This is a genomic window from Polyangiaceae bacterium, from assembly GCA_015075635.1.
Taxonomy (GTDB): domain Bacteria; phylum Myxococcota_A; class Polyangia; order Polyangiales; family Polyangiaceae; genus JADJKB01.
Window position 1 is genome coordinate 28,234 of the sequence record JABTUA010000001.1, and the last position, 21,456, is coordinate 49,689.

15 protein-coding genes are annotated in these 21,456 nt (G+C 71.2%); 13 read left to right on the top strand and 2 right to left on the bottom strand.

The genetic code is table 11. The features are described 5' to 3' along the window. Nucleotides 1–105 precede the first annotated feature (105 nt). The 13 genes from HS104_00135 to HS104_00195 all read left to right on the top strand — a co-directional run bounded on the left by HS104_00135 (nucleotide 106) and on the right by HS104_00195 (nucleotide 17,259). Entirely contained in the window at nucleotides 106–639 is a 534-nt protein-coding gene (locus tag HS104_00135) for a hypothetical protein (protein ID MBE7478390.1), read from the top strand. Nucleotides 640–660: 21 nt separating this feature from the next. Then, entirely contained in the window at nucleotides 661–2,376 is a 1,716-nt protein-coding gene (locus tag HS104_00140) for a serine/threonine protein kinase (GenBank protein ID MBE7478391.1), read from the top strand. A gap of 71 nt (nucleotides 2,377–2,447) precedes the next feature. Continuing rightward, a complete protein-coding gene (locus tag HS104_00145; GenBank protein MBE7478392.1) occupies nucleotides 2,448–3,362 on the top strand; it encodes a LysM peptidoglycan-binding domain-containing protein in 915 nt (304 codons plus the stop codon). 9 nt (nucleotides 3,363–3,371) lie between these two features. Then, complete coding sequence (locus tag HS104_00150) at nucleotides 3,372–4,517, top strand: serine/threonine protein kinase (GenBank protein ID MBE7478393.1); 1,146 nt, start codon at nucleotides 3,372–3,374, stop codon at nucleotides 4,515–4,517. 35 nt (nucleotides 4,518–4,552) lie between these two features. After that, complete coding sequence (locus tag HS104_00155; protein ID MBE7478394.1) at nucleotides 4,553–6,055, top strand: serine/threonine protein kinase; 1,503 nt, start codon at nucleotides 4,553–4,555, stop codon at nucleotides 6,053–6,055. Nucleotides 6,056–6,083: 28 nt separating this feature from the next. Beyond that, complete coding sequence (locus tag HS104_00160) at nucleotides 6,084–7,022, top strand: hypothetical protein (protein MBE7478395.1); 939 nt, start codon at nucleotides 6,084–6,086, stop codon at nucleotides 7,020–7,022. After that, the gene (locus HS104_00165) at nucleotides 7,022–9,622 is read left to right on the top strand and encodes a hypothetical protein (protein ID MBE7478396.1); all 2,601 of its coding nucleotides are present in this window, start codon (nucleotides 7,022–7,024) and stop codon (nucleotides 9,620–9,622) included. Before HS104_00160 ends, HS104_00165 begins: the two co-directional genes overlap by 1 nt. A 13-nt stretch (nucleotides 9,623–9,635) precedes the next feature. Next, on the top strand, nucleotides 9,636–10,535 hold the full coding sequence (locus HS104_00170) for a DUF58 domain-containing protein (GenBank protein MBE7478397.1): 900 nt from the start codon (nucleotides 9,636–9,638) through the stop codon (nucleotides 10,533–10,535). After that, on the top strand, nucleotides 10,532–12,580 hold the full coding sequence (locus HS104_00175) for a VWA domain-containing protein (protein MBE7478398.1): 2,049 nt from the start codon (nucleotides 10,532–10,534) through the stop codon (nucleotides 12,578–12,580). The genes HS104_00170 and HS104_00175 overlap by 4 nt, the downstream gene beginning before the upstream one ends. A gap of 34 nt (nucleotides 12,581–12,614) precedes the next feature. Beyond that, nucleotides 12,615–13,154 (top strand): hypothetical protein, encoded by a 540-nt coding sequence (locus tag HS104_00180; GenBank protein ID MBE7478399.1) that lies wholly within the window; start codon nucleotides 12,615–12,617, stop codon nucleotides 13,152–13,154. Nucleotides 13,155–14,015: 861 nt separating this feature from the next. Continuing rightward, nucleotides 14,016–15,167: an HNH endonuclease gene (locus HS104_00185; protein MBE7478400.1), complete on the top strand. Its 1,152-nt coding sequence runs from the start codon at nucleotides 14,016–14,018 to the stop codon at nucleotides 15,165–15,167. Nucleotides 15,168–15,403: 236 nt separating this feature from the next. After that, nucleotides 15,404–16,024: a hypothetical protein gene (locus HS104_00190; GenBank protein ID MBE7478401.1), complete on the top strand. Its 621-nt coding sequence runs from the start codon at nucleotides 15,404–15,406 to the stop codon at nucleotides 16,022–16,024. 257 nt (nucleotides 16,025–16,281) lie between these two features. Next, nucleotides 16,282–17,259 (top strand): peptidylprolyl isomerase, encoded by a 978-nt coding sequence (locus HS104_00195; GenBank protein ID MBE7478402.1) that lies wholly within the window; start codon nucleotides 16,282–16,284, stop codon nucleotides 17,257–17,259. A 1-nt stretch (nucleotide 17,260) separates the two neighbouring features. Here HS104_00195 and HS104_00200 read toward each other — a convergent pair whose 3' ends face one another. Together HS104_00200 and HS104_00205 are read right to left on the bottom strand one after the other, a co-directional pair. Then, nucleotides 17,261–18,949 (bottom strand): serine/threonine protein kinase, encoded by a 1,689-nt coding sequence (locus tag HS104_00200; protein ID MBE7478403.1) that lies wholly within the window; start codon nucleotides 18,947–18,949, stop codon nucleotides 17,261–17,263. A 9-nt stretch (nucleotides 18,950–18,958) separates the two neighbouring features. Then, nucleotides 18,959–21,430, bottom strand: coding sequence for a thioredoxin domain-containing protein (locus HS104_00205; GenBank protein ID MBE7478404.1), 2,472 nt, complete (start codon nucleotides 21,428–21,430; stop codon nucleotides 18,959–18,961). Between the last annotated feature and the right edge of the window lie 26 nt (nucleotides 21,431–21,456).

Sequence of the window (21,456 nt, forward strand, 5' to 3'; positions counted from 1 at the left end):
CCTCACCCGCCGAGGAACAGGGGCGCTGGGGCAAGCGCCATGATTACGAGAGTTTGGCGGGACAGGACTGTTCCAGAACACCGTCAGCGATAGCCTGGGTGCCGCATGCACCCCCGCCTCCTGACTCCGCGCATCCTTTGGGGCGCGCTCCTCGCGTCCACGGTCCTGTTCCTGGTGGTGCTGTTCGTGCAGCCCCACCCGCCCTCGATTGCGACGCCGATCCTGGCGCCAGCGCTCGGCGCAGTGGCGATCGGGCTCGCCATCTTCAGCTTCGTGCTGCCGATGCAACAACAGCGGACCGTGCTCCAGCAGGCCAAGGTCGAGATCACCGAGGCCCCCGACCCGAACGCGTCCGGAGTCATCCCTTACCGTGACGCCCCCAAGCGACGGGTGTTCGCCGACCCGAAGGCCGCCGAGAACACCGCCTTCGTCAACTACCAGACGTCCCTGATCCTCGGCTGCGCGCTCTCGGAGGCGATCGCGATCTTCGGCTTCATGCTCGGCTTCCTGGGGCACCCCCCCGTGGTGTTCTTGCCGTTCTTCGTGGCCTCCTGGGTGCTCATCGGGGTGCGCTTTCCGACGCTGGCCCGCGTGCGCGGGCCGCTCGAGAAGGCGAAGGGCGCGGTCTTCCCCGACTGAGGCTCTGCTACCCTCCGAGCGATGGAGGCGGGCTCGAGCGGAAGGTCGTTCGGCAGCCTGCCTCCCCCAGGGGGCGGCAAGGAAGAGCTGCGCGCCACGCTGTTGCGGCCGTATTTCTTGAGGCTGCGCGCGGAGCGAGGCGAGTCGGCGTGCCGCAGCCTGGTCGCAACGCTCGGCCTCACCGAGCACGTCCTCGACGACGATTCGGCCTGGCTGTCGGTGGGCGCAGCCACGCGCGCGCTCTCCGCGCTCGGCACCGCGTTGGGCGAGAGCGCCATCGCTCAGCGAGGCGAGTGGGCCACCCACCCCGAGGCGCTGGGCGCCTACGTGCGCATGCTCCGCGTCGCGTCGTCGTTGCCCGACGCATACCAGTACCTGTGCGCTCACTCGAGCGAGAGCACTCGCGTCGGCAGCTACACGCTCGATAGGGCTTCCCGCTCCCAGGTCTCGATCACCTACCGCCCGCGCGAGGAGAGCGGCGACGAGGAGCGCGACCCGCTCTTGTGCACTCTGCGCCGTTCCGAGCTCGGAGCGCTGCCGCGGCTCTGGGGACAGGCGGACGCCAGCGTGGCCGACGTGGCCTGCCTCGCCCGCGGCGAGGCGAGTTGCAGCTACGTCGTGAGCTGGAAGCCCGTCGCGCGCCGCCGCGCCGTGCCCATCGCCGCCGGCCTGGGCGCGCTCGCCTGCGCCGGTGGGGTGGCGTTCTCCGGGAGCGCCTTGGCCTCCGGCATCGCCGGCTCGCTCGGAGGCGTGCTCGGAGCGGCGGTGGGGTTCTTGCAGAACCGCGTCGCCAAGGAGCGCGCCGCGCGGGTGCTCGAGAAGCACCGCATCGCCGCGCTGGAGCGCGGGCTCGAGCTGAAGGGCGCCATCGGCAGCATTCCCGGCGACCTGGTCGGCGTGGTGCTGGGCGGCAAGTATCGCATCCGCCAGCGCATCGCCGCCGGCGGCATCGGCACCGTCTACTCCGCGGAGCACGTCACGCTGGGCTCACACGTCGCGATCAAGGTGCTGCGCGGCGCCGCTGCCGAAGACGCCGCGGAGGTCGCGCGCCTCCGCCGCGAGGCGCGGGTGCAGGTCTTCGTCGAGCACCCCAACATCGTCCAGGTCCTCGACCTGGACCAGATGCCCGACGGGTCCATCTACGTGGTGATGGAGCTCTTGCAGGGCATGACGCTGGCCCGCAGGGTCAAGACCGTGGGCCCCCTCGCACCCGAAGAGGCCGTCGAGGTGTTCAGCCAGGTTTGTCGCGCGCTCGACGCCGCTCACACCTTCGGCATCGTCCACCGCGACATGAAGCCAGGGAACATCTTCCTGTGCGACGACGGCACGGTGAAGGTGCTCGATTTCGGCATGAGCAAGCTCGCCCAGGCCGAGTCGATCACCCAGCAGGGCTTCACACTGGGTACGCCAGAGTACATGTCGCCAGAGCAGTGCATCGGGGCGGAGCTCGACGGTCGCGCGGACCTGTACTCCGTCGGTGTGGTGATGTACGAGGCGCTGACCGGCAGCTTGCCTTTCAACGTGTCGAAGCGCCGCGCGCTGCTCGAGCTCCACCAGCGCGAGCACCCCGCGCCCCTGCGGGCCCGTCGCCCCGACCTGGGTCTGCCCGAGCGCCTCGATCAGGCGGTGCTCGCCTGCCTGGAAAAGCGCCCGGCGGACCGACCCGCGAGCGCCCGCGAGCTGGAGCGCCGACTGCAAGCCGCGCTCGGCGCCGTGCGCGCGCGCGCAAAGCCGTAGAGAAAAGCCCTCGCGAGGGCCCAATGCTGCCGCTCGCGCGAGGCCGGGCTAAGCTCGGTACCCTCTCAGCCATGCGCGCGCCCAAGCTCCTGATGCTGCTCGGCAGCGCCCTGCTGCTCTCGCTCTCCGCAGACGCCCGCGGGTTCACCCACGTCGTCCAGAAGGGCGACACCCTGGCCGCCATCGCCGAGCGCTACTACGGGCTGATCCAGCACGAGAAGCTCTTGGTGGCCGCCAATGGGCTGGACGCGCGAGGCGGCGCGCCCATCGTGCTCGGGATGCGCCTGGAGGTCCCGGCCCTGTCCCACCGTCGCATCAAGAAGGGCGACACCTGGGCGGAGCTCGCCACCGTGCACCTGGGCGCCCCGCATCGGGCGGACGTGCTCAGCATGGCAAACGGCTCGAGCCCCTGGCTGCCCCCGGCGGATGGCGCTGAAATCCTGATCCCGTACAACCTTCCGGTGATGGTCACGAATGCCGACAGCATCGTGAGCATCGCACAGAAGTACATGGGCGACCCCAACAAGGCTTGGGTCCTCGACCACTACAACGGCCTGAAGGGAAAGAAGCTCGTTCCGGGCGACATCGTGCTCGTCCCCCTGACCGAGCTCCCCTTGACGGAGGACGGCAAGAAGTCCGTCGCAGAGGCCAACCCCCTGCTCTGCTCGCAGGCTGCGGGCGAGACCCGCGACAAGCAGCGCAAGGTGCAGGCCGAGCTGCCGGCGCTCACGGCGGACGTGAAGAGCGGGCGCTACGTCGACGCGGTTGGTCGCGGCAACCGCTTTCTCTCGGTCAGCTCGCAGCTCACCACGGAGCAGCTCGCGGGGGTGCACCGCCAGCTGCTCGAGGCCTACGCCGCGCTGGAAGCCCCGGGCCTGGCGCGCGCGGCTTGCGCGGAGTGGCGCAAGCTCGACACCAAGGCGGCCCTCGACCCGGTGACGATGAGCCCGAAGCTCCTGGAAGCCTGCGCGGATGCCAGCCCGTGAGAGCAGAGCATGAGCCAGACTAGCAGCTTCAGCCCCAGCTCTGGACCAGTCGGGCCGGGTTCACTGGTGGGCGGACGCTACCGCATCGAGACCGTGCTCGGCGACGGCGCGAGCGGGGTCGTGTATCGGGCGGAGTGCGTCGAGGCGCGCGAGTCGGGAGAGTCGTCGGCCGTTCAGGTAGGACAGCGCGTCGCGCTCAAGGTGATCCACCGCCACCTGGCGCGCGATCACCAGATCAGCCGGCGCTTCCACCGTGAGGCGCGCATCCTGCGCAAGCTGCGCGGGCCGAACCTGGTGCCGCTGCTCGACTTCGGGGAGACGGAAGAGGGGCTCCTGTTCATGGCGCTGGAGCACGTGCAGGGAACCCCCCTCGACGTGCTGCTCAAGACCGAGAAGGTCGAGCCGGCGCGGGCGGTGGAGCTGGTCCGACAGATCTGCTGCGCCTTGGACGTCGCGCACGCGGAAGGCGTGGTGCACCGGGATTTGAAGCCTGGAAACGTCGTCGTCGAGCGGGACGCCGAGAGCGGCACGGAGACGGCTCGAGTGCTGGATTTCGGTTTGGCCAAGGTGCTGCGCGGCGACGCTAGCCAGTCACTGACCGCGCTGACTCAGCAGAACATGGTGTTCGGCACCCCGGAGTACATGGCGCCGGAGGCCGCTCGCGGCGACGAGGTGGACTCGCGCAGCGACATCTACGCGGCGGGCATCATTCTTTACGAGCTCTTGACCGGGAGCGTGCCCTTCGACGGCAAGAACCCCATTGCGATCATGACCGCACACCTGACGGACACGGTGGTGCTGCCATCCGAGCGCGCTCCGGACGCGGGCATCACGCCCGCGCTCGACGCCGTGGTCGGCCACGCGCTGGCCAAGACGCCCGACGAGCGCTACCCCTCCGCCGCGGCGCTGGCCACGGTGCTGGCCACGGCAGTGCGCCGGCCTCGCGACGTCGCCTCCACGGCCCCGCCGCCACCCGAGCAAGACTTGGGCAGCCGCGACACCGAGCTCTCCGTCGGCGAACCAGCGCCGTCGCCGGACAAAACGACTCACGCCGAGCTCAGAAGCCCCCCAATGAGCTGGTTCTGGCTGATCGCCGTGGTGGCGGCCCTGCTCGGAATTGCAGCGGGAGTCGTGCTCAGCTTGACCGGTAGCTAGCGCTCGCCTCGCGACCTTGGCAGAATTGCGCTGTCGTGTCGCAAATCGTCCGCGCTGGCCAAGTGAGCCCAGAGGAGAGCGTTCTCCCGGACGCACCCTCGCGCTACGTGGTGGGCGAGATCGTCGCGGACAAGTACAAGCTCATCAGCCTGCTCGGGGAGGGCGGAATGGGCTCGGTGTGGGTGGCGAAGAACCTGGCGCTCGACGCCCAGGTCGCGCTCAAGCTGATCCGCGGCGACATGGCCACCAAGGCCACGGAGGACCGCTTCCTCACCGAGGCCCGGGCGGCAGCGCGGCTGAAACACCCCGCCATCTGCCGGGTCTTCGACTTCGGGCGCACCCGGCACGACGAACCGTTCATGGTGATGGAGCTCATGCAGGGCGAGACCCTGGGTGAGGTCCTCGACCGCGAGCGCCAGCTGCCCGCCGTGCAGGCCGTGCAGATCTTGCTACCCATCGCCGATGCGCTGGGCTCGGCCCACGCGCGCGGCGTCGTGCATCGGGACCTGAAGCCGGACAACATCTACCTGGCCGACACCGACGGCAGGCTGCAGCCCAAGATCCTCGACTTCGGCATCGCCAAGCTCGCCGCCAGCAACGTCAGCGACCACCGCATCACCCAGGCGGGGACCGTCGTGGGCAGCCCGGACTACATGGCGCCGGAGCAGGCGCGGGGGATGGAGGACATCGATCACCGGGCGGACATCTGGGAGCTCTGCGTGCTCCTGTACGAGTGCGTGACCGGACGCGTGCCCTTCGAGGACGCGAACTACAACGCGCTGCTCCGTCACATCATCGAGGACGAGATCCGTCCCATTCTCGAGTTCGGCGCCGGCGACGCGGAGCTCTGGGCCGTGATGCAGAAGGGCTTCGAGAAGGACCGCGAGAAGCGCTACCAGAGCATGCGCGAGCTGGGCGAAGCCCTGGCGGCGTGGCTGATGGCGCGTGGTGTGTCGGAGGACGTGAGCGGGCACTCGCTCCGCGCCACCTGGGTCGAGCCGATGCCGACGGGGCGCATCTCGCTGGTTTCGCTGGCGACCGCTCGCGCGTCCACGCCGCCGCCCGCACTCTTCCCCGCGCGCCAGACCCCCCAGGTCGAGATCGCCACCGTCCCGCCACCGCCCATCGTGGAGAGCGCGCCCGCGCCCCCGCTGCCCGCGCCTTCACCGAAGCGCCGCGTCGCGCTGATCGCGATGGTGGTGGTCGTCGCGATGGCGCTGGCCGGGTTCTTCGCGGTGCGCGCCAGCGTCGGGGGGACGACGCCACCGGTAGCGGCCGGCCCCGACGAAGGCGCGCACGGCGCGCCGCAGGCTGCTCCTCCGGCTACCGCAGCGCCGACGCCGGCCGCCTCAGCCCCGCCGGAGCCCGCGGGGGCGGAACCCGCCCAGGCCGCGGCGCCCGGGAGCGCGCGCGGGAAAAAGAAGGCGTTGCCGGCTGCAGCTCCCCCAACGCCGGAAGCCAGCGCGAAATCTTCCCCCACCGCGGCCCCGACACCAGCTAAACCCAAAGGTGGCTATGCGGAGGATCTGGGGTTCTGAGCTCGTTGCCTGCGCTCTCGCGCTCACGTTGACCTCCGCCGCGCTCGCGCAGGAGGACGACGCCAATCGGAACGCGGCGCGCGAGCTGGCCGAGCAGGCAGCCAAGGCGATGGAGGCCGAGGACTGGGCCAAGGCCCAAGACCTCTACCAGCGGGCCTACGCCCTCGTGCCCGCGCCGACGCTCTCGCTCCGGCACGCCCGAGCGCTGGCCAAGGGAGGGCGCTGGGTCGAAGCCCTGGAGGCCTACGTGCGCACCACCCGCACGCGCTTGGACGCGAGCTCGCCGCCCGCCTTCCGGGAGGCCGTCGAGCAGGCCCAGACCGAGCTCGCCGAGCTCCGGCCGCGGGTTCCCAGGGCGGTCGTCGTGGTCAAGGGCATCGACCCGAAGTCGAAGGCGCTCGCCGTGAGCGTGGACGGCAGGCCGCTCGCGGCAGCGTTGCTCGGTGTGCCCGCGCCCTTCGATCCCGGCAAGCACGAGCTCGTTGCCAAGACCAGCGATGGTCGCGAGGCGCACGCGACGCTGGAGATCCAAGAGAAGGAGGAGAAGTCGGTCGAGCTCGTGCTGCCCCCGGCGCCAGAAGGCACCGCCCCCGATGCCGAGCCCGGCGAGCCGAGCGCGCAGGGATCGACCGCCAAGTCCTCCCAGAAGACCTGGGCCTTCGTCGCGCTCGGCGCCGGAGCGGTGGGGCTCGGGGTCGGCGTCACCACGGGGCTGATGGCGACCAGCAAGCACCAGAGCGCCGAAGACGCCTGCCCGAACGGGCAGTGCGCCGCGGGCTCGAGCGGGGCCGACGACGCCGAGGCGTTCCGTAGCCTGCGCACCGTCTCCACCATCGGCTACGTGGTGGCCGTCGTGGGGGTGGGCGCAGGCGTCACGCTCTGGCTCACCTCGCCCGAGCGCACGGAGCAAGCTCGGGTCGGAGCTTGGCTCGGACCCCAGAGCGCCGGCATCCGGGGGAGGTTCTGATGCTCCCCTGGCTCCGGCGCTCGCTCGCGGTGACGCTCGTCGGTCTGTCCGCGGCCGGCTGCCCGCAGCTCCTGGACGACGGCTTCTCTACGGTGCCGGCGAGCGGCGGTGCCGCTGGCTCGGGCGGTGAGAGCGGCGACTCGAGCCTGGGGGGTGGTGGCGGCAGCGGCGGCGTCTCCGCCAGCGGCGGCGTCTCCGGCAGCGGCGGCAGCGCGGGGGACGGAGGTCCGTGCAGCGCGTGCAAGACCGGCGAGACCTGCTGCGACGACGCCTGCGTCGACACCAGCAAGGCACAGGCGCACTGCGGCGGCTGCGGGCAGGCGTGTCCTGGCACCACCTGCGCCAGCGGGCAGTGCACCGGCACCTGCGCCCTCGGCCACCTGGATTGCGACAAGAACGCCGTCACCGGCTGCGAGGTGGACTCGGCGGTGGATCCGGCGAACTGCGGCAGCTGCGGCGCCGAGTGCAGCTTCGACCAGACCTGCGAGCAGGGGAAGTGTACCTGCCCGAGCGGGACGGCGAGCTGCGACGGGCAGACGTCCAACGGCTGCGAGGCAAACCTCGGGACGGACAAGGCCAACTGCGGCTCCTGCGGCGCGGCCTGCGGCGCGAACCAGGCGTGCGTAGCCGGTAAGTGCGAGTGCGCGACCGGTTACGGCGACTGCAACGCCGACAAGAACGACGGCTGCGAAGCGGTCCTTGCCACCGACGCGAAGAATTGCGGGGCGTGCGCAGGAAGCTGCGGCGTGAACGGCTCCTGCACCGCGGGGAAGTGCGGGTGTCTGGCGGGCTTCCAGGACTGCGACTCGAGCCCCGGCTGCGAGGCAGCTCTCACCGACCCGAAGCACTGCGGCTCGTGCACCACGGTGTGCAACTCCTCCGCGCCGATCTGCGACGGAACGTCCTGCGTGCTCTCTTGCGGCAGCGGCGAGACCAAGTGCGGAAATTCCTGCGTGAACACCGCCAGCGATCCGCTGCACTGCGGCGGCTGCAACCAGCCCGTGGGCACCAACCAGCAGTGCTTCAATGGGCAGCCCTCCTGTCTGAGCGGGTTCGCCAACTGCAACAGCCAGCCTGCCGACGGCTGCGAGGTGGACCTGACCAAGGACCCGCTGCACTGCGGCGCCTGCAGCTCGGCCTGCAAGCCCGGCGCGGTTTGCTCCGGCTCGAGCTGCCAGTGCGCGACCTCGACCCCCAACGACTGCGGCAGCGAGTGCCGCGAGTGCTGCTCCGCCGCGCACTGCGCGGACTCCGATCCGTGCACGACGAACAGCTGCGACGGCAGCGGGAAGTGCGTCTCTTCGGCCTGCGCCAGCGGCACGTTGTGCTGCTCGACCGGTTGCTTCGAGTGCTGTGTGGACACCGATTGCAGCGGCGGCAAGGTGTGCAGCGGAAACACCTGCGTCGCCCCGACCTGCACCAGCCCGCAGCTCTTGTGCGGCGGCGGCTGCGTGAACCCGAACACGGACCCGAAACACTGTGGAGGCTGCGGCATCGACTGCGGCGTAGGGCGGAGCTGCGCGGCCGGAGTCTGCTCGCCGGCCTGGGTGCCTCTGAACAGCGTGGGCGCGCCGGCGGGCCGCAGTCGCGCGGCATACGCGCCCTTGTCCGGCCTGGGCCAGGTCTTCATCTGGGGTGGGCTGAACGCCGCCGCCGTGGCGCTCGACGACGGCGCCATCTACGACGTCGCCACGAACACCTGGACGCCCGTGAACAAGGACGCGAACACTCCTTCACCGCGCGTGCTGGCGTCGGCGGTCTGGACCGGCGATCGCGTCTTCGTCTGGGGCGGTGGCAGCGGATCTTCCGACTTCGACAACGGCGCGTTGTACGACCCGGTCGCCAAGAGCTGGAAGACCGTGTCCAGCTCGAACAAGCCGAGCGCCCGCCGCGCGCCGTACCTCTCCTGGACCGGCTCGGAGGTGCTGCTCTGGGGCGGCGTGGACGCGGCGGGTGCGCCGCTCACCGGCGCCTTCCGCTACAACCCGACGACCGACGTTTGGACGGTGGCGAACGGCAACGGCGAGCCGTCGCAGCGCGCTCACTCCACCACCGGTTGGTCCGGCACCGACTTCATCGTCTACGGAGGCAAGCAGGCGAACTCGAACTTCAACCAGACCCACCGCTATCGCCCTGCGACCGATGCATGGGCCCCGCTCCCCAACGGCCCCACGCAGCGCTTCGGCGCCTTCGGTACCTGGGACGGCAGCAACCTGATCGCCTGGGGCGGGCGCAAGGAGACCGGCGGTGCCCCCGCGACGTACGACGACGGCAGGCGCTTCGACGGGAGCGCCTGGACGAATCTCCCCACGGCGGGCGCGCCTGGCGCGCGCTATGCCCTGCACCGTCAGGTTGGCTTCAGCGCGCGCATCGCCAACGGCGCCACGTTGATGGTGGGCGGCTTCTCCGCGGCAGGCGCTGCGCTCAAGGACGGTGCCATCTATCGCTCCGGTACGAACGCCTGGACTGCTGTGCCGGCCTGGCCATCGGGCGAGGACCACCAGTGGGCCGTTTACGCATTTGCCGGTGGTGAGCTGGTGATCTTCGGCGGGCTTCACGGCTCGGCAGCGACGGCGACCGGTGAACGCTTCCGGCCCTGAGTCTCGGCGAAGCATCGAGCGACGGCTCGACTGGGGCGAGCTCGCGCCGCTGCGCATCAGCGCGCGCCACGCCGCCGACGGGGTCTACGCCGGGGGCCACCGCAGTCAGCGCCGGGGCGCGGGCGTGGAGTTCGGCGGACACCGCGCCTACACCCCGGGCGACGACCTGCGCTTCATCGATCGGCACGCGCTGATGCGCCACGGTCGCCTCCTGGTGCGCCAGTTCGAGACCGAGACCGATCGGGCGCTCCGCATCGTGGTCGACGCGAGCGCGTCCATGGCCTTCCGCAGCAAAGGAGCGCCCGGCGCCAAGCTGGCCTTTGCGGCCGTGGTCGCGGCGGCCTTGGCGCGCATCGCCATCTCCGGCGGCGATCCAGTGGCGCTCGACTGGATCGGCGGCGAGGCCCGGGAGCCGCTGCCCGCGCTCGGAGGGCGCGAGGCCTTCGAGCGAGTGATCGCGGCGCTGGAGACCGTCCAGCCCGGCGGTGACGTGAGGCTCGACGCGGCAGCGGTGGAGCGGGCGTTCGCCGCGGTCGCCCGCCACGCGCGCCGAGGCGCGGTGGTGGTGCTGCTGAGCGACCTCGTCGATCTGCCCGAGCACACCCTCGACCGGTTCGCGGCGCTCTCGTCCATGGGTCGCACGCTGATCGCGGTACGCGTGCTCGACCCCCTCGAGGCGACCTTCTCCATGGAGGGACCGGTGCGTCTGTACGCGAGCGAAGGCGAGGTCCACGTCGAGACCGACGCCAGCCTGGTGCGTGACGGGTACCTGGCCCGACTGGAGAGCATCGCCCAGAGCTGGGACGACCGACTGGCGGCGAGCGGCGGGCGCTTGATCAAGTGCGTGACCTCGGACGACCCGGTGACCGCCGTCCGCGAGATCGTGCTCGGTGCCCGCGGAGGCGAGCGATGAGCTTCGTGGTGGGCCTCGCCCTCGCCATCGGCGCGCTGGTCGTGGTGCCCTTCGTCGCGCACTTGCTGCGCCGCTCGCGGGCGGAGGAGCGCGAGTTCCCGCCGGCCCACCTGGTGCCGGTGGCGGAGCCGGTCGCGCGCCAGCGCAGTCGGCTCGAAGACCGCTTGCTGCTCGCGGTCCGGGCGCTGATGGTGCTGGCGCTGGCGGTCCTCGGAGCCACGCCGCTGGTGCGCTGCTCGCGGTTGTCCATCGCCCGCGAGAGCGGCGGCTCGGTCGCCCTGGCCATCATCGTGGACGACTCGCTCAGCATGCGCGCAGCGACGGCGTCGGGAGCCACGCGCTTCGAGCTCGCGCTCCGCGGCGCCCGGGACCTCCTGGCTGCGGCCCGGGAGGGCGACGCCGTGGCCATCGTCCTCGGCGGTGCTCCGGCGCGCCTGGCGCTCTCGGCTACCACGGATCTCTCCGCGGCCAAGCGCACGCTCTCCCAGCTGCGGGTCACGGACCGCCCCACGGATCTGTCGTCCGCGGTGCAGCTGGGACGCTCGTCGGTGAAGGCGCTGCCCCACGTGGATCGCAAGGTGGTGCTGCTGAGCGACTTCGCCGGGGGTCCGCTGCCAAGTGGCGAACCGCCGGTGTGGGCTCCGCTCTCGGAGATCCGCAAGCCCGCCGACGACTGCGCCGTGGTCTCGGCGGAGAGCCGCGGGCGGCGCGTCAGCGTGACGATCGCCTGTTCCTCGGCGCAGGCCGCCCGCGGGCGCTCCCTGGAGCTGGTGGTCGGCGACGGGGAGCCGGCGCGAAGCGACACGGACGCGGGCACGGACGCACCCAAGGCCAAGGCCGGCGAGCTCGTCGCGAGCGCGAAGCTCGACGCGCGAGCGGGTGAGCAGAACGTCTCGCTCGAGCCGTCCATCCTGAGCGTGGGCCTAGACGCGCGGCTGTCCGGCAAGGACGCCATCGCGCACGACGACCAGGCGCCGGTGGCGCCGGAGTCTCGGAGCTTGGGCGTCGGCGTGCTCTCCGACCTGGCGACCGCCAGCGCCACCACCGGAGGCGCGACGGTCGTCGAGCAAGCGCTGGAAGCGCTGGCGCACGACGTGAGCGTGCGCCCGCTCACCACCTTGCCCGAAGAGGCGAGGGAGCTGAGCGGCCTGGCGGCCCTCTTGCTCGACGACCCGTCGGGTCTCGCACCGGAGGCCCGCGCCGCCCTGGTCGAGTGGCTGGAGCGCGGGGGCGTGGCCGTCGCGTGGCTCGGACCGCGCGCCGAGAGCGTGCAGCTCGGAACCACGCTCGAGCCCTTCGCGCGCGGCGCGCTGTCATGGGAGCTCACCAAAGCCAAGGGCGTGGACGCCGCCAGCATCGCCTGGCTCGGTGCCCCAGGTGCGAGCCTCTCCAGCTTGGCGCCGAGAGGCCGCGCGCGCCTCGACAGCGCGCTGCCGACGGGTGCCGCCGTACTGGCCCGTTGGGACGATGGGCAGCCCTTCCTGGCGGAGCAGAAGCTCGGTCGCGGGCTCGCCCTCGCGGTGGCGTTGCCCACCTCTCCCGACCAGAGCGATCTGGCGCTCCGGCCGGGGTTCTTGGCGCTGCTCGAGCACGTCGTGGAGCAGGCCGAGCGCCGCGCGGGACCGCGGCGCAGCGTGGCCGGCACGACGTGGAGCTTCCCGGCAGCAGCCCGGGTCGAGATCGAGGGGCCGGGAGGAAAGCTCGAGTCCGAGACCTCCGGTGGCGGCTCGGAGGCCCAGCGCACCTTCACTCCGGAGCTCGTCGGCCGCTACCGCGTGAGCCTGGACGGCGCCGCCGAGCGACGCGTCGTCACGCTGGAGGCGAGCGAGATCACCGACGCGCCCCGCGAGCCGGACCAGGCCGACGAGCGGGTGGTCACCGGCGGCGTCCAGAACGAAGTCGACGTGTCGTCGGACGTCGCGCTGCTTCTCTTGGTGCTCCTGGCGCTCGAGCTCGGGCTGCGCGCGTTCCGGCGCTTCGAGCCCAAGCGCAGGCGCCGCCGCGGCGATCTGCCCGCGCGCGCCGCGCCCTCTTCGGGTGGGTAGCTCCCTCGCGCACGGCGTGATACTGCCAGGCGCCATGTTCGGCCGTCTTCTCTTGCTCTCGTCTCTCGCTCTCGCGAGCTGTCACTCTCCCGGCATGTACGGGCACAGCCGCGTATACGCCCCGCTCGGCGACGAAGAAGCCGCGACCAAGGGCGCGAGGGAGTACGACCCGGTGATGGCGCAACGCGCTCCCGACGAGTGGAAGGGCAAGACCGTCACGCTGTTCGGCGTGGTGAAGGCGCGCCATCCGGGCCCCGGGGGCAACGCCGACCTGACGCTCAGCGTGCGCACGCTCGAGCCCCGGAACCTCTGCGACACCGCAGACGAAGACAGCTGCCGCGTGACCGTCGGCGATCGCGAGCACGCCGTCGTGCACGCCCTGGCCAAGCTCTCCGGCGAGGACGACATCGGCCAGAAGAGCGTCAGCGCCGGCTCGCTGGTGCGGGTGGTGGGGACACTGACCGACGGCGTGGACCCCGACGACGGCGCGCAGGTCGTCAGCGTCAAGTACCTGCGCCACTGGCCGCGGGACTTCTACGTGACGACCGCAGATCGCGCCCACATGCGCCGGTGACGGCGGTCCAGTCCCGCTCGGTAGTTCTCCATCCGCGGGCCGCGGACCCCGTTGGATGAAACCGGGTGGCATCGGGTAGGCTTCGGCGGTCGGTCGGCACCGAGGTCGGCAAGACTATGGTGCGTTCGAGCCCCTTCGGTAGTTGGGCCGGACAGAGGTTGAGAAGCGACGCGTTCTCGAAGAGTTGAGGACGGTCACGGGCACGGCGCGCGAGCAGGCGCAAATTCGCACTCGACAGGACGGGCCGGCGCTGGAGGTCGGGGCGTGGCTCTCGGGCGGCGCCGGGCGTTGGTGAAGCGCTGGCGGCGTCGGCGCAGCGGTCGAGCGCACGACGCAGAGCTCGATGACCGCGAGTGCGGCACTGCGTGCAGCTGCCTGGAGGGAGCGCCATCGGACTCGAGCTCGACGCGCAGCTTCCGGACCCACGGCGCTGCCGCTGACAAAGACCACCAAGGGCATCCCGTGCACGCCCGTTTGTTTGCGGGCGTGCGAGCAGCGTTTCAGCGTACGGTGACCTGAAGGAAAGAGCATCGAGACGTCGATTTCTCTTGACGCATTCTCGAGCGACGCGCGTTCGCGTTCGACGACCACGCGGGTGAGGGCCTCTCGCTCGCGCGTGGTGACGCGCTCGTGCGCGTTCGTGCGCGCGACGACGCGCGACGCGTTCAGATGCCCGAAACGCGCTCAGCGTGTCAGCAGCGAGCTCGAAAAATCGCGTGATATGCCAGAAAGCATGAACGCTCTCTCTTCGGTCTCCGACCACGAGCTCCGCGAGCGACTTTCGGCCGCCGTGAGCTCGGAGCGGTCGGCGTGCGCCAACGTCATCTTCCACCTGGCAGAGCTCGACCGCCGCAGGCTGTGTTGTTCCCGTTCCACGCCACACCACCGACAGCGATTCCGCGACTGCGGCAGACCGGAAGCGAGTTCCTCCGGCTCGGCCGGACTGTCTATTTCGATGCGTGTTCCTCCCTCTTCGCCTACTGCACCGAGCGCCTCGGCTATTCCGAGGACAGCGCGACCAAGCGTGTGCGTGTGGCCCGCCTGGCCCAGCAGTTCCCCCAGGTGCTCGATGACCTCGCCAGCGGCGAGCTCCACCTGACGGGGCTGTTCCTGCTCTCCGGCCACCTGACGGACGACAACGCCGAGCAGCTCCTCGCCGAGGCGCGAGGGAAGTCCAAGCGACAGCTCGAGGAGCTGCTCGCCCGCTGGTTCCCGCGGCCGGCCGTGCCGCCGACCATCACCCCGGTCACGCCCGAGCCGGTACAAGGGCAGTTGTCCACATGGTCCGGGGCAGGTACCCCGGCCCCGCCGGCCCAGGCGCCTCGCCCTCGCGTCGAGCCGCTCTCGCCGGAGAGCGTTCGCGTGGAATTCAGCGCCCACGCTGCGTTCCGCGACAAGCTCGAGCAGGCCCGGGCGCTGCTCAGCCACACGGTGCCCAGCGGCGACCTCGCGACGATCCTCGAGCGCGCGCTGGACCTGCTCATCGAGCGGGAGACGAAGCGCCGCGCCGGCGCGGGCAAGCCCCGCAAGCGCCGCGAGACGAAGCCGGGCTCGCGGCACGTTCCGGTGGAAGTCCAGCGAGCGGTCAGGGAGCGGGACGGCGACCAGTGCACCTTCACCGACGCCGAAGGGCGGCGGTGTTCGGCGACGCGCTTCTTGACCATCGAGCACATCGACCCGTTCGCGAAGGGCGGGCCCACGACGGTGGACAACTGCTGCTTGCTTTGCAGACCTCACAACGCCCACCGAGCGCGCCAGGTCTTCGGTGAGGACCACATCCAGAACGAGATCTCGGAGGCGCGAGCGAGGCGAAGACAGAGCACGCCACCGGCGCCACCAGCGCCGACGCCCGCGCCCGAGGGCGGCGTGTCCGAAAAGGTGCTCGGAGCGCTGGTTCGGATGGGGTTCAAGCGAGCGGACGCGCGGCGAGCCGTCGAGCAAGCGCGCCTCTGCGAGGTGGAGCCGCTGCTCGAGCCGATGCTTCGCGCGACGCTCGCCATTCTCACACCGTGAGACGGTTCGGGCACACCCCACGTCGAATGGGGTGTGCACGGATTGCCCTTGGTGGTCATTGTCAGCGGCAGCGCCGTGGGCACGCATGCGGACGAAGGAAAGGAGCTCATCTGTGCCTCGAACAGGTCGCACTCAACGCAGAGTCATCGGCATGCTCGTCAAACGCTTCGGCGACGCGCGCCTCGACGAGGTCCGCGACCCGCGCAACCCACGCGGGCGTCGCTGGCGCTCGGGCGGTGCGCGACCTCGGACTTCACTACCTGTTTGCCGTCAAGAGCACCCAACCCTCCCTCCACACCGAGGCCGTGCGCTGGATGGGTGGCCTGGAGCCTGACCAGGCCGCCGCCACCAGCACGGATCTCGACCACAGTCGCTCCGTCGTGCGGCGCATCTACCTCGGTGAAGCCCTTGCCGCGCCGGAAGGTTGGGAGCATCTCAGGACCGTGCTCCGCGTCGAGGTCGAGACCCTCGACTCCAATGGCGTCCGGGTCGCGAACGACAACCGCTACTTCGTCTCCAGCTTGCCACGCTCTCGTCTCACCGATGCCGAGTGGCTGCTCGTCGTACGGCGCCACTGGGGCGTCGAGACTGCCCATCAGCTTCTCGATGGCGCCTTCGCCGAGGACCATCATCCGTGGATCGAACAGAACCCGCGAGCCACGGTCGTCGTGATGGTGCTGCGGCGCATCGCATACACGCTGCTCGCGCTCTGGCGCGGGGTGACTTTGCGCAGCGACGAACAGCGTAGGCGGCCCTGGCGCGACCTGATGCGCGACATCTGGCTCTGCACAGTCAAGGCCACCGCAGAGACCCCTCGAAACTCGAGTGACCGCCGGCTCCCGCCGGCGCCTGCGTGACCCGTGCCGAGGCCTTCGCGCCGACCTGCTCTTTGACAGACTCCGCGTCGATCACCGCCCTCGGGCTCCTGCCCCCGTAGAGGCTCGATGGCACTTGCTCCTGTGCGGCCCAGTACCTCTCCACCGCCCCGTCCCCGGGTCACCACTTCCCCGCCGGTGGTGGCGACCCAGCTCGACTCGCGGAGAACCGATCGAGACTGGACGGCGGTCGCGAAGTCTTGCTCCCCCAGGTGCCTGTGATAAACGACTCGCTCCCCATGCGCCTCCGCCTCGCCCCCACCCTGCTCGCCTGCGCCCTCGCGCTCGGCGTGAGCGCGCGCCCGGCTCGGGCCACGGTGGTCGAGAAGGTCGTCGCCGTGGTCGGCGAGCGCGCCATCCTGCTCAGCGACGTGCGCGACCGGGCCAAGCCCTTCATGCTCAAGATCCACGCCGAGGTCCCCCCCGGCGCCCAGCGCAACGCGGCCATCTCGCAGACCTACAAGAACGTGCTCGAGCGCATGGTGGACGAGGAGCTTCAGTTCCGCGCCGCCAATCGCTCGAAGATCGTGGTGGACGCCAAAGAGGTGGACGACGCCATCGGCCGCGTCGCGGCGCAGAACGGCTTGAGCGTGGACAAGCTGATCGCCGAGGCCGCCAAGTCGGGCCTCGACGAGAAGGCCTATCGCGGCGAGATCCGCCGTCAGGTGCTGGAGGCCAAGCTGCTCAACCTGCGCGTGCAGGGGCGAATCCGCGTCAGCGAAGAGGACGTTCGCACCATGTACCGGCGGCTGACCATGGACGAGCGCCGGAAGCTCGGCTTCCGCGCCGCGTGGATCCGCATCGACGCACCCGCCGGGGACAAGGCCACCGCCAAGGAGAAGCGCGCGCTCGCGGAGTCGCTGGCGGCTCAGGCGCGCTCTGGCTCGAATTTCGCCGCGCTGGCCCGGGAAAAGTCCGACGACGCCGGCACGCGCGACCGCGGCGGCGAGCTCGGGCGGCTTCAGCCCGGCCGCCTCGCGCCTGCCCTGGATGCGGCGCTGATCAACCTGGAGCCGGGTCAGGTCTCGGGCGCCGTGCGCGTCGGCGACTCGTTCTTCGTGGTCAAGCTGATCGAACGCGACGAGACCGAGCTGCCGAGCTTCGAGGAAGCAAAGAACGAGCTCGGCGAGCGGGTCTACCTGGAGAAGATGGGCAAGGCCCGCCGCACCTGGATCGAGGGCCTGCGCCGGCAGACCCACGTCGAAATCCGCATGTGAGTCAGCCGCGGCCCGCGCGCCGCCGCGTCGAGCCCCAGGGGAAGAGCTTCACCAGCTGCCAGCCTCTGGAGCGCGTGGCCTCGTCCAGGTCCCCGGTCGAAGCGGCGCGCAGCGCCGCCGCGAAGCTCTCGACGTTCGGAAAGCGGTCGTCCGGCTTCTTGGCGAGCGCGATGGCCAGCACCAGCTCCACCTCCACCGGGATCTTGGTGTAGAGCCCGGGCTGCTGCGGCTGGGTGTAGATCACGTCGAGCAGGAGCGGCCCGATGTCTTCGCCCACGAAGGGGGGCTGCCCGGTGATGCCGCGGTAGGCGATGGCGGCGAGGGCGTACAGATCCGCGCGGTGGTCCACCGGCAGGCCCTGGGCTTGCTCCGGCGGCATGTACTGCGGCGTCCCGACGGCGACCTCTCGCGTGAGCGCGACTCCGCCCTGGATCTTGGAGAGGCCGAAGTCGAGCACCTTCCACTTCTGCGGCAGCGAGTCCACCAGGAACAGGTTCGCCGGCTTCAGGTCGCGGTGGACCACGCCCGCCTCGCGCACCGCGGCGAGGGCCCGCGCCGCGTGCTCGACCATGGTGACCACGGTCTCCAGCGGTAGGGCTGGCGTGCGGCGCAAGTACCAGGCTAGGTCGTGCCCGTCGAGCAGCTCCATCGCGATGAAAGGCCCGCCGTAGGGCGTGAACCCGAGCTCGTAGACCTCCGCCACGTGCTCGCTGGGCACCGCGGCCGCGGCCTGGGCCTCGCGCATGAAGCGCTGCACGTACTCCTGGTTCTCGACCATGTTCGGGTGCAAGAGCTTCAGCGCGACCCTCCGCCCGGTCTCCAGATGGCGGGCGGCGTAGACCTCGCCCATGCCCCCGCGGCCGATCAGCTCGTCGATCTGGTAGTTGCCCATGCCCTGGCCGGACATGTAGCCCTCGCCGGTGCGCAGCGCCCAGTCGAGCTCGTTCCGTGCCTCGGTCAGCTGGGCGTCGCGCTGCTTCAGCGTACGGCGCATCTGCTGCGCGCCCTCCATCGCGGCCTCGGTGGCACGCCGGCTGCTGCGCGCCAGGTAGAACGTCATGCCGAAGACGAGCTGCATCATCAAGACGCGATACCAACGCGACATCGAGTCGGCGTGACTCGCGGAGAAGAGGCTCTCGTCCGGGAAAACGCCGGCAGCGATGCCCGCGGAGACCCCGAGGTAGAGCCCGGACCCGGCGACGTAGACCGCGATCGCAGCGTTTCTGCTGCTCGAGAGCCCGAAGAAGTAGAGCCCGACGGTGAACACCGCGGCGGCGGCCGAGAAGGTTCCCAAGTAGTAGATGACCCCGACCCCCAAGACGGCGTCCACGATGCCGACGGTCGCCATCAAGCGTGGGGTCCAGCGCGCGTCGTGGCGGAGCACGTAGAGGGTGACCAGCGAGACCAGAAGCACGGCGCCCGCGAGCACGGCGGTCGTGGCGCGCAACCAGTCGGCCCCGGGCAGAATGGGCAGGGCGGCCTCCAGCACGACCATGATGACCGCGAGGCTGCGGAAGAACACGCGGGCACGCGCGGCCTCCTCGCTCTGCATCAGGACGTCGATGGACCTGAGGGAGCGCGCGCCCGGCGGCACCGACGCGCGCGGCGGCGGCACCGACGCCCGCTGCATCACCTCACCCGCTGCCGCTCCCTCCGCCAAGCTCGACTCCGGAGCCTTCTCTCCTAACACGGGCGCGTCTCAGCGGACGCCGCAGAGCGCGTCGTAGACCCGACTTCGAGGCGTTCCCCCCGCGACCAGGTTCCGGGCGCTCTCCAGCTCTTCCTTGACCAGGGACTCGAAGCGCTCCAGCGGCTGCGCGCCGCTCAGCAGGCGGCCGTTCACGAAGAACGCCGGCGTGCCGCGCACGCCGAGCTTCTGGCCCAGGCGAGCGTCGGCGTCGATCTTCGGGTCGCGCGCCCGCTGCCGCGAGGCCTCGAGGAGCGGCTCGGCGGGCATGCCCAGCACCCCGGCGATGGCGGAGAGGCCCGAGTCGCCGAGATCGTTCTGGCTCCCGAAGAGCTGGTCGTGGGCCTTCCAGAACTTGGTCGGACCACCCTTCTCGTACACCTCCAGGGCGAACGCCGCGGCGGGCCGTGCGCGCCGGTGGTGGTCGAGCGGGAAGTTCTTCCACACGATGCGCAGGTCGCCGCCGTGGCGGGCCAGCAGCGTGTCCAGGGCCGGCTGGACGCGCCGGCAGAACGGGCACTCGAAGTCGGAGAACTCGACCACGGTGACCAGGGCGTCCGCCGCACCGCGGACGGGCGAGCCGGCGATCGGCGGGCAGGTCCGCTCCGCGACGTCCTTGCCGAGCCCGATCAGGTTCTTGCGCACGCGCGTGGCGTAGAGCTCGGAGAGGGAGGTCCCCAGGGCGAGCACGCTGCGCGCGGTCCCGAGCTCTCGCTCGATGGTGCGCTTCAAGTCGTCGTAGGTCGTGAAGCCCTCGACGCGCGCGCCGTTGACGAACAGCGTGGGCGTCTCGCGCACGTCGAACAGGCCGGCCAGGAGCAGATCGCGCCCGACCTCGTTCTCGGTCTCGCTCTGCTCGAGCCAGGTCTCGATGCGACTCTCCTGGCCACCTGCGGCCTTCACCCATCTGGCGAGCAGGATGCGGTTCGCGTCGTCGGTGGTGCTCGCGGCCTGGGCGACGAAGCGCCAGAAGCCGGCGTCGCCGTGCTCGCGGCGCATGCCCACGGCCACCCGCGCTGCGTCCTTGGCCCGGGAGTGGATGCTGAGCGGGCGGTGGCGAAACGCGACGCGCACCTCGTCGGGAAAAGCGCGCAGGATCGACTCGATGGCGCGGTAGGCCCGGCGCGTGTGCGGGCACTCCAGATCGCCGAACAGGACCAGCGTCACCAACGCCTTCTCGCTGCCCCACACCGGCACGTCCGCCGGCAAGGGCAGCGGCGAGTCCAAATCGGAGGCGCTCGCGACGCGGGTGCCCACGGCGGGCAGCGGCACCGCCGCGTCCGGCTCTGCTGCGGCGAGCCCAGCGTCCTCATCGGCACCGGCATCCGGGGTGGCCGGCGCTGGCTCGGGCAGCGGCGGGACGACGGGCGGCGTGGTGGCGCTGGGCGCGGGCGACGTCGTGCCCGTCGGTGTGCCCCGCCACAGCGAATACGCGAACAGCCCGCCCACGCCGGCGAGCATCAGCAACACCCCGCCCACCAGCGCGACGATCCAGAGCGCGCTCTCGCCCTTCCGCTTGGAGGGCGGCATCGAGTCCCGCGGGGCTGGCGGTGGCGGAGGGCGCGTCACCGGCGGCTGCCCCGCCGGGGGCTCGGGCGCTACCGCCACCTGCGGCGCGGGCTCGGGCGGCGCGGCCCACGGCGGCGGCGCATCGGGCGCTGGGGCTTCCGCCGCCACCGGAGCTGGCGCGAGCGGCACGTGCGGACGCAGGAGCGCTTCGGCGAGCTCCTGGGCCCAGCGCACCACGTCGCCGGGCCGCGCCACCGGCGAGCGCGCCACGGCCTTCGAGATCAACGCCTCGACGTCGTCGCTCACGTCCACGCCACAGGCGCGCGGGGTCGGCCGCGCGTCAGCCGGTGAGAGCGCTCTGCCGATCACGAGCTGGGTCGCGAGCGCGCCGAGCGCATACACGTCGGCTGCGGGGCTCGCCGGCCCCGGCGTCGAGCTCGCCTGCTCCGGCGCGCGCGCGGCCTCGGGCGACATCGACACCGCTGCGCGGTCGCCGGCCAGCGTGCGCACCAGCGCGTCGAGCGCGAAACCCTCGATGCTGACACCCTCCGGCCCGATGCGCGCCAGATCGGCCGCGAGCAATCCGAACGCGATGCCCTGATCGTGGAGCGGACCGAGCGCCGCGGCGATGCTGGTCAACGCGTTGCCGGCGGACGCCGCGCTGCTCGGGCCCCGCGCGATCCAGTCGCTGAGGGTCTCCCCGTATCGGCGCTCGTAGACAAGAACCAGCAGATCCTGCTCCAACCCGACGTCCACGGGACGCGCGATGCCCTGAGCCCCGATGCGGTAGCGATCCTGATCCGCCAGGAGCTGCTTCACGTCGCGCGGGGTCGCGCCGGGAACGGCCACGGCCAGGAAGCTCAGGCTCGCGCCGGCCTCATCCAGGGCCGCGCCGACCTCGACCCCCGTCCCGAGATCGCGAACCGACTCGACGCGGTATCGACCGAGCAGGCGCTGACCGACGGAGGGCGACACGCCGCACACGGTATCACCGCCTGCCA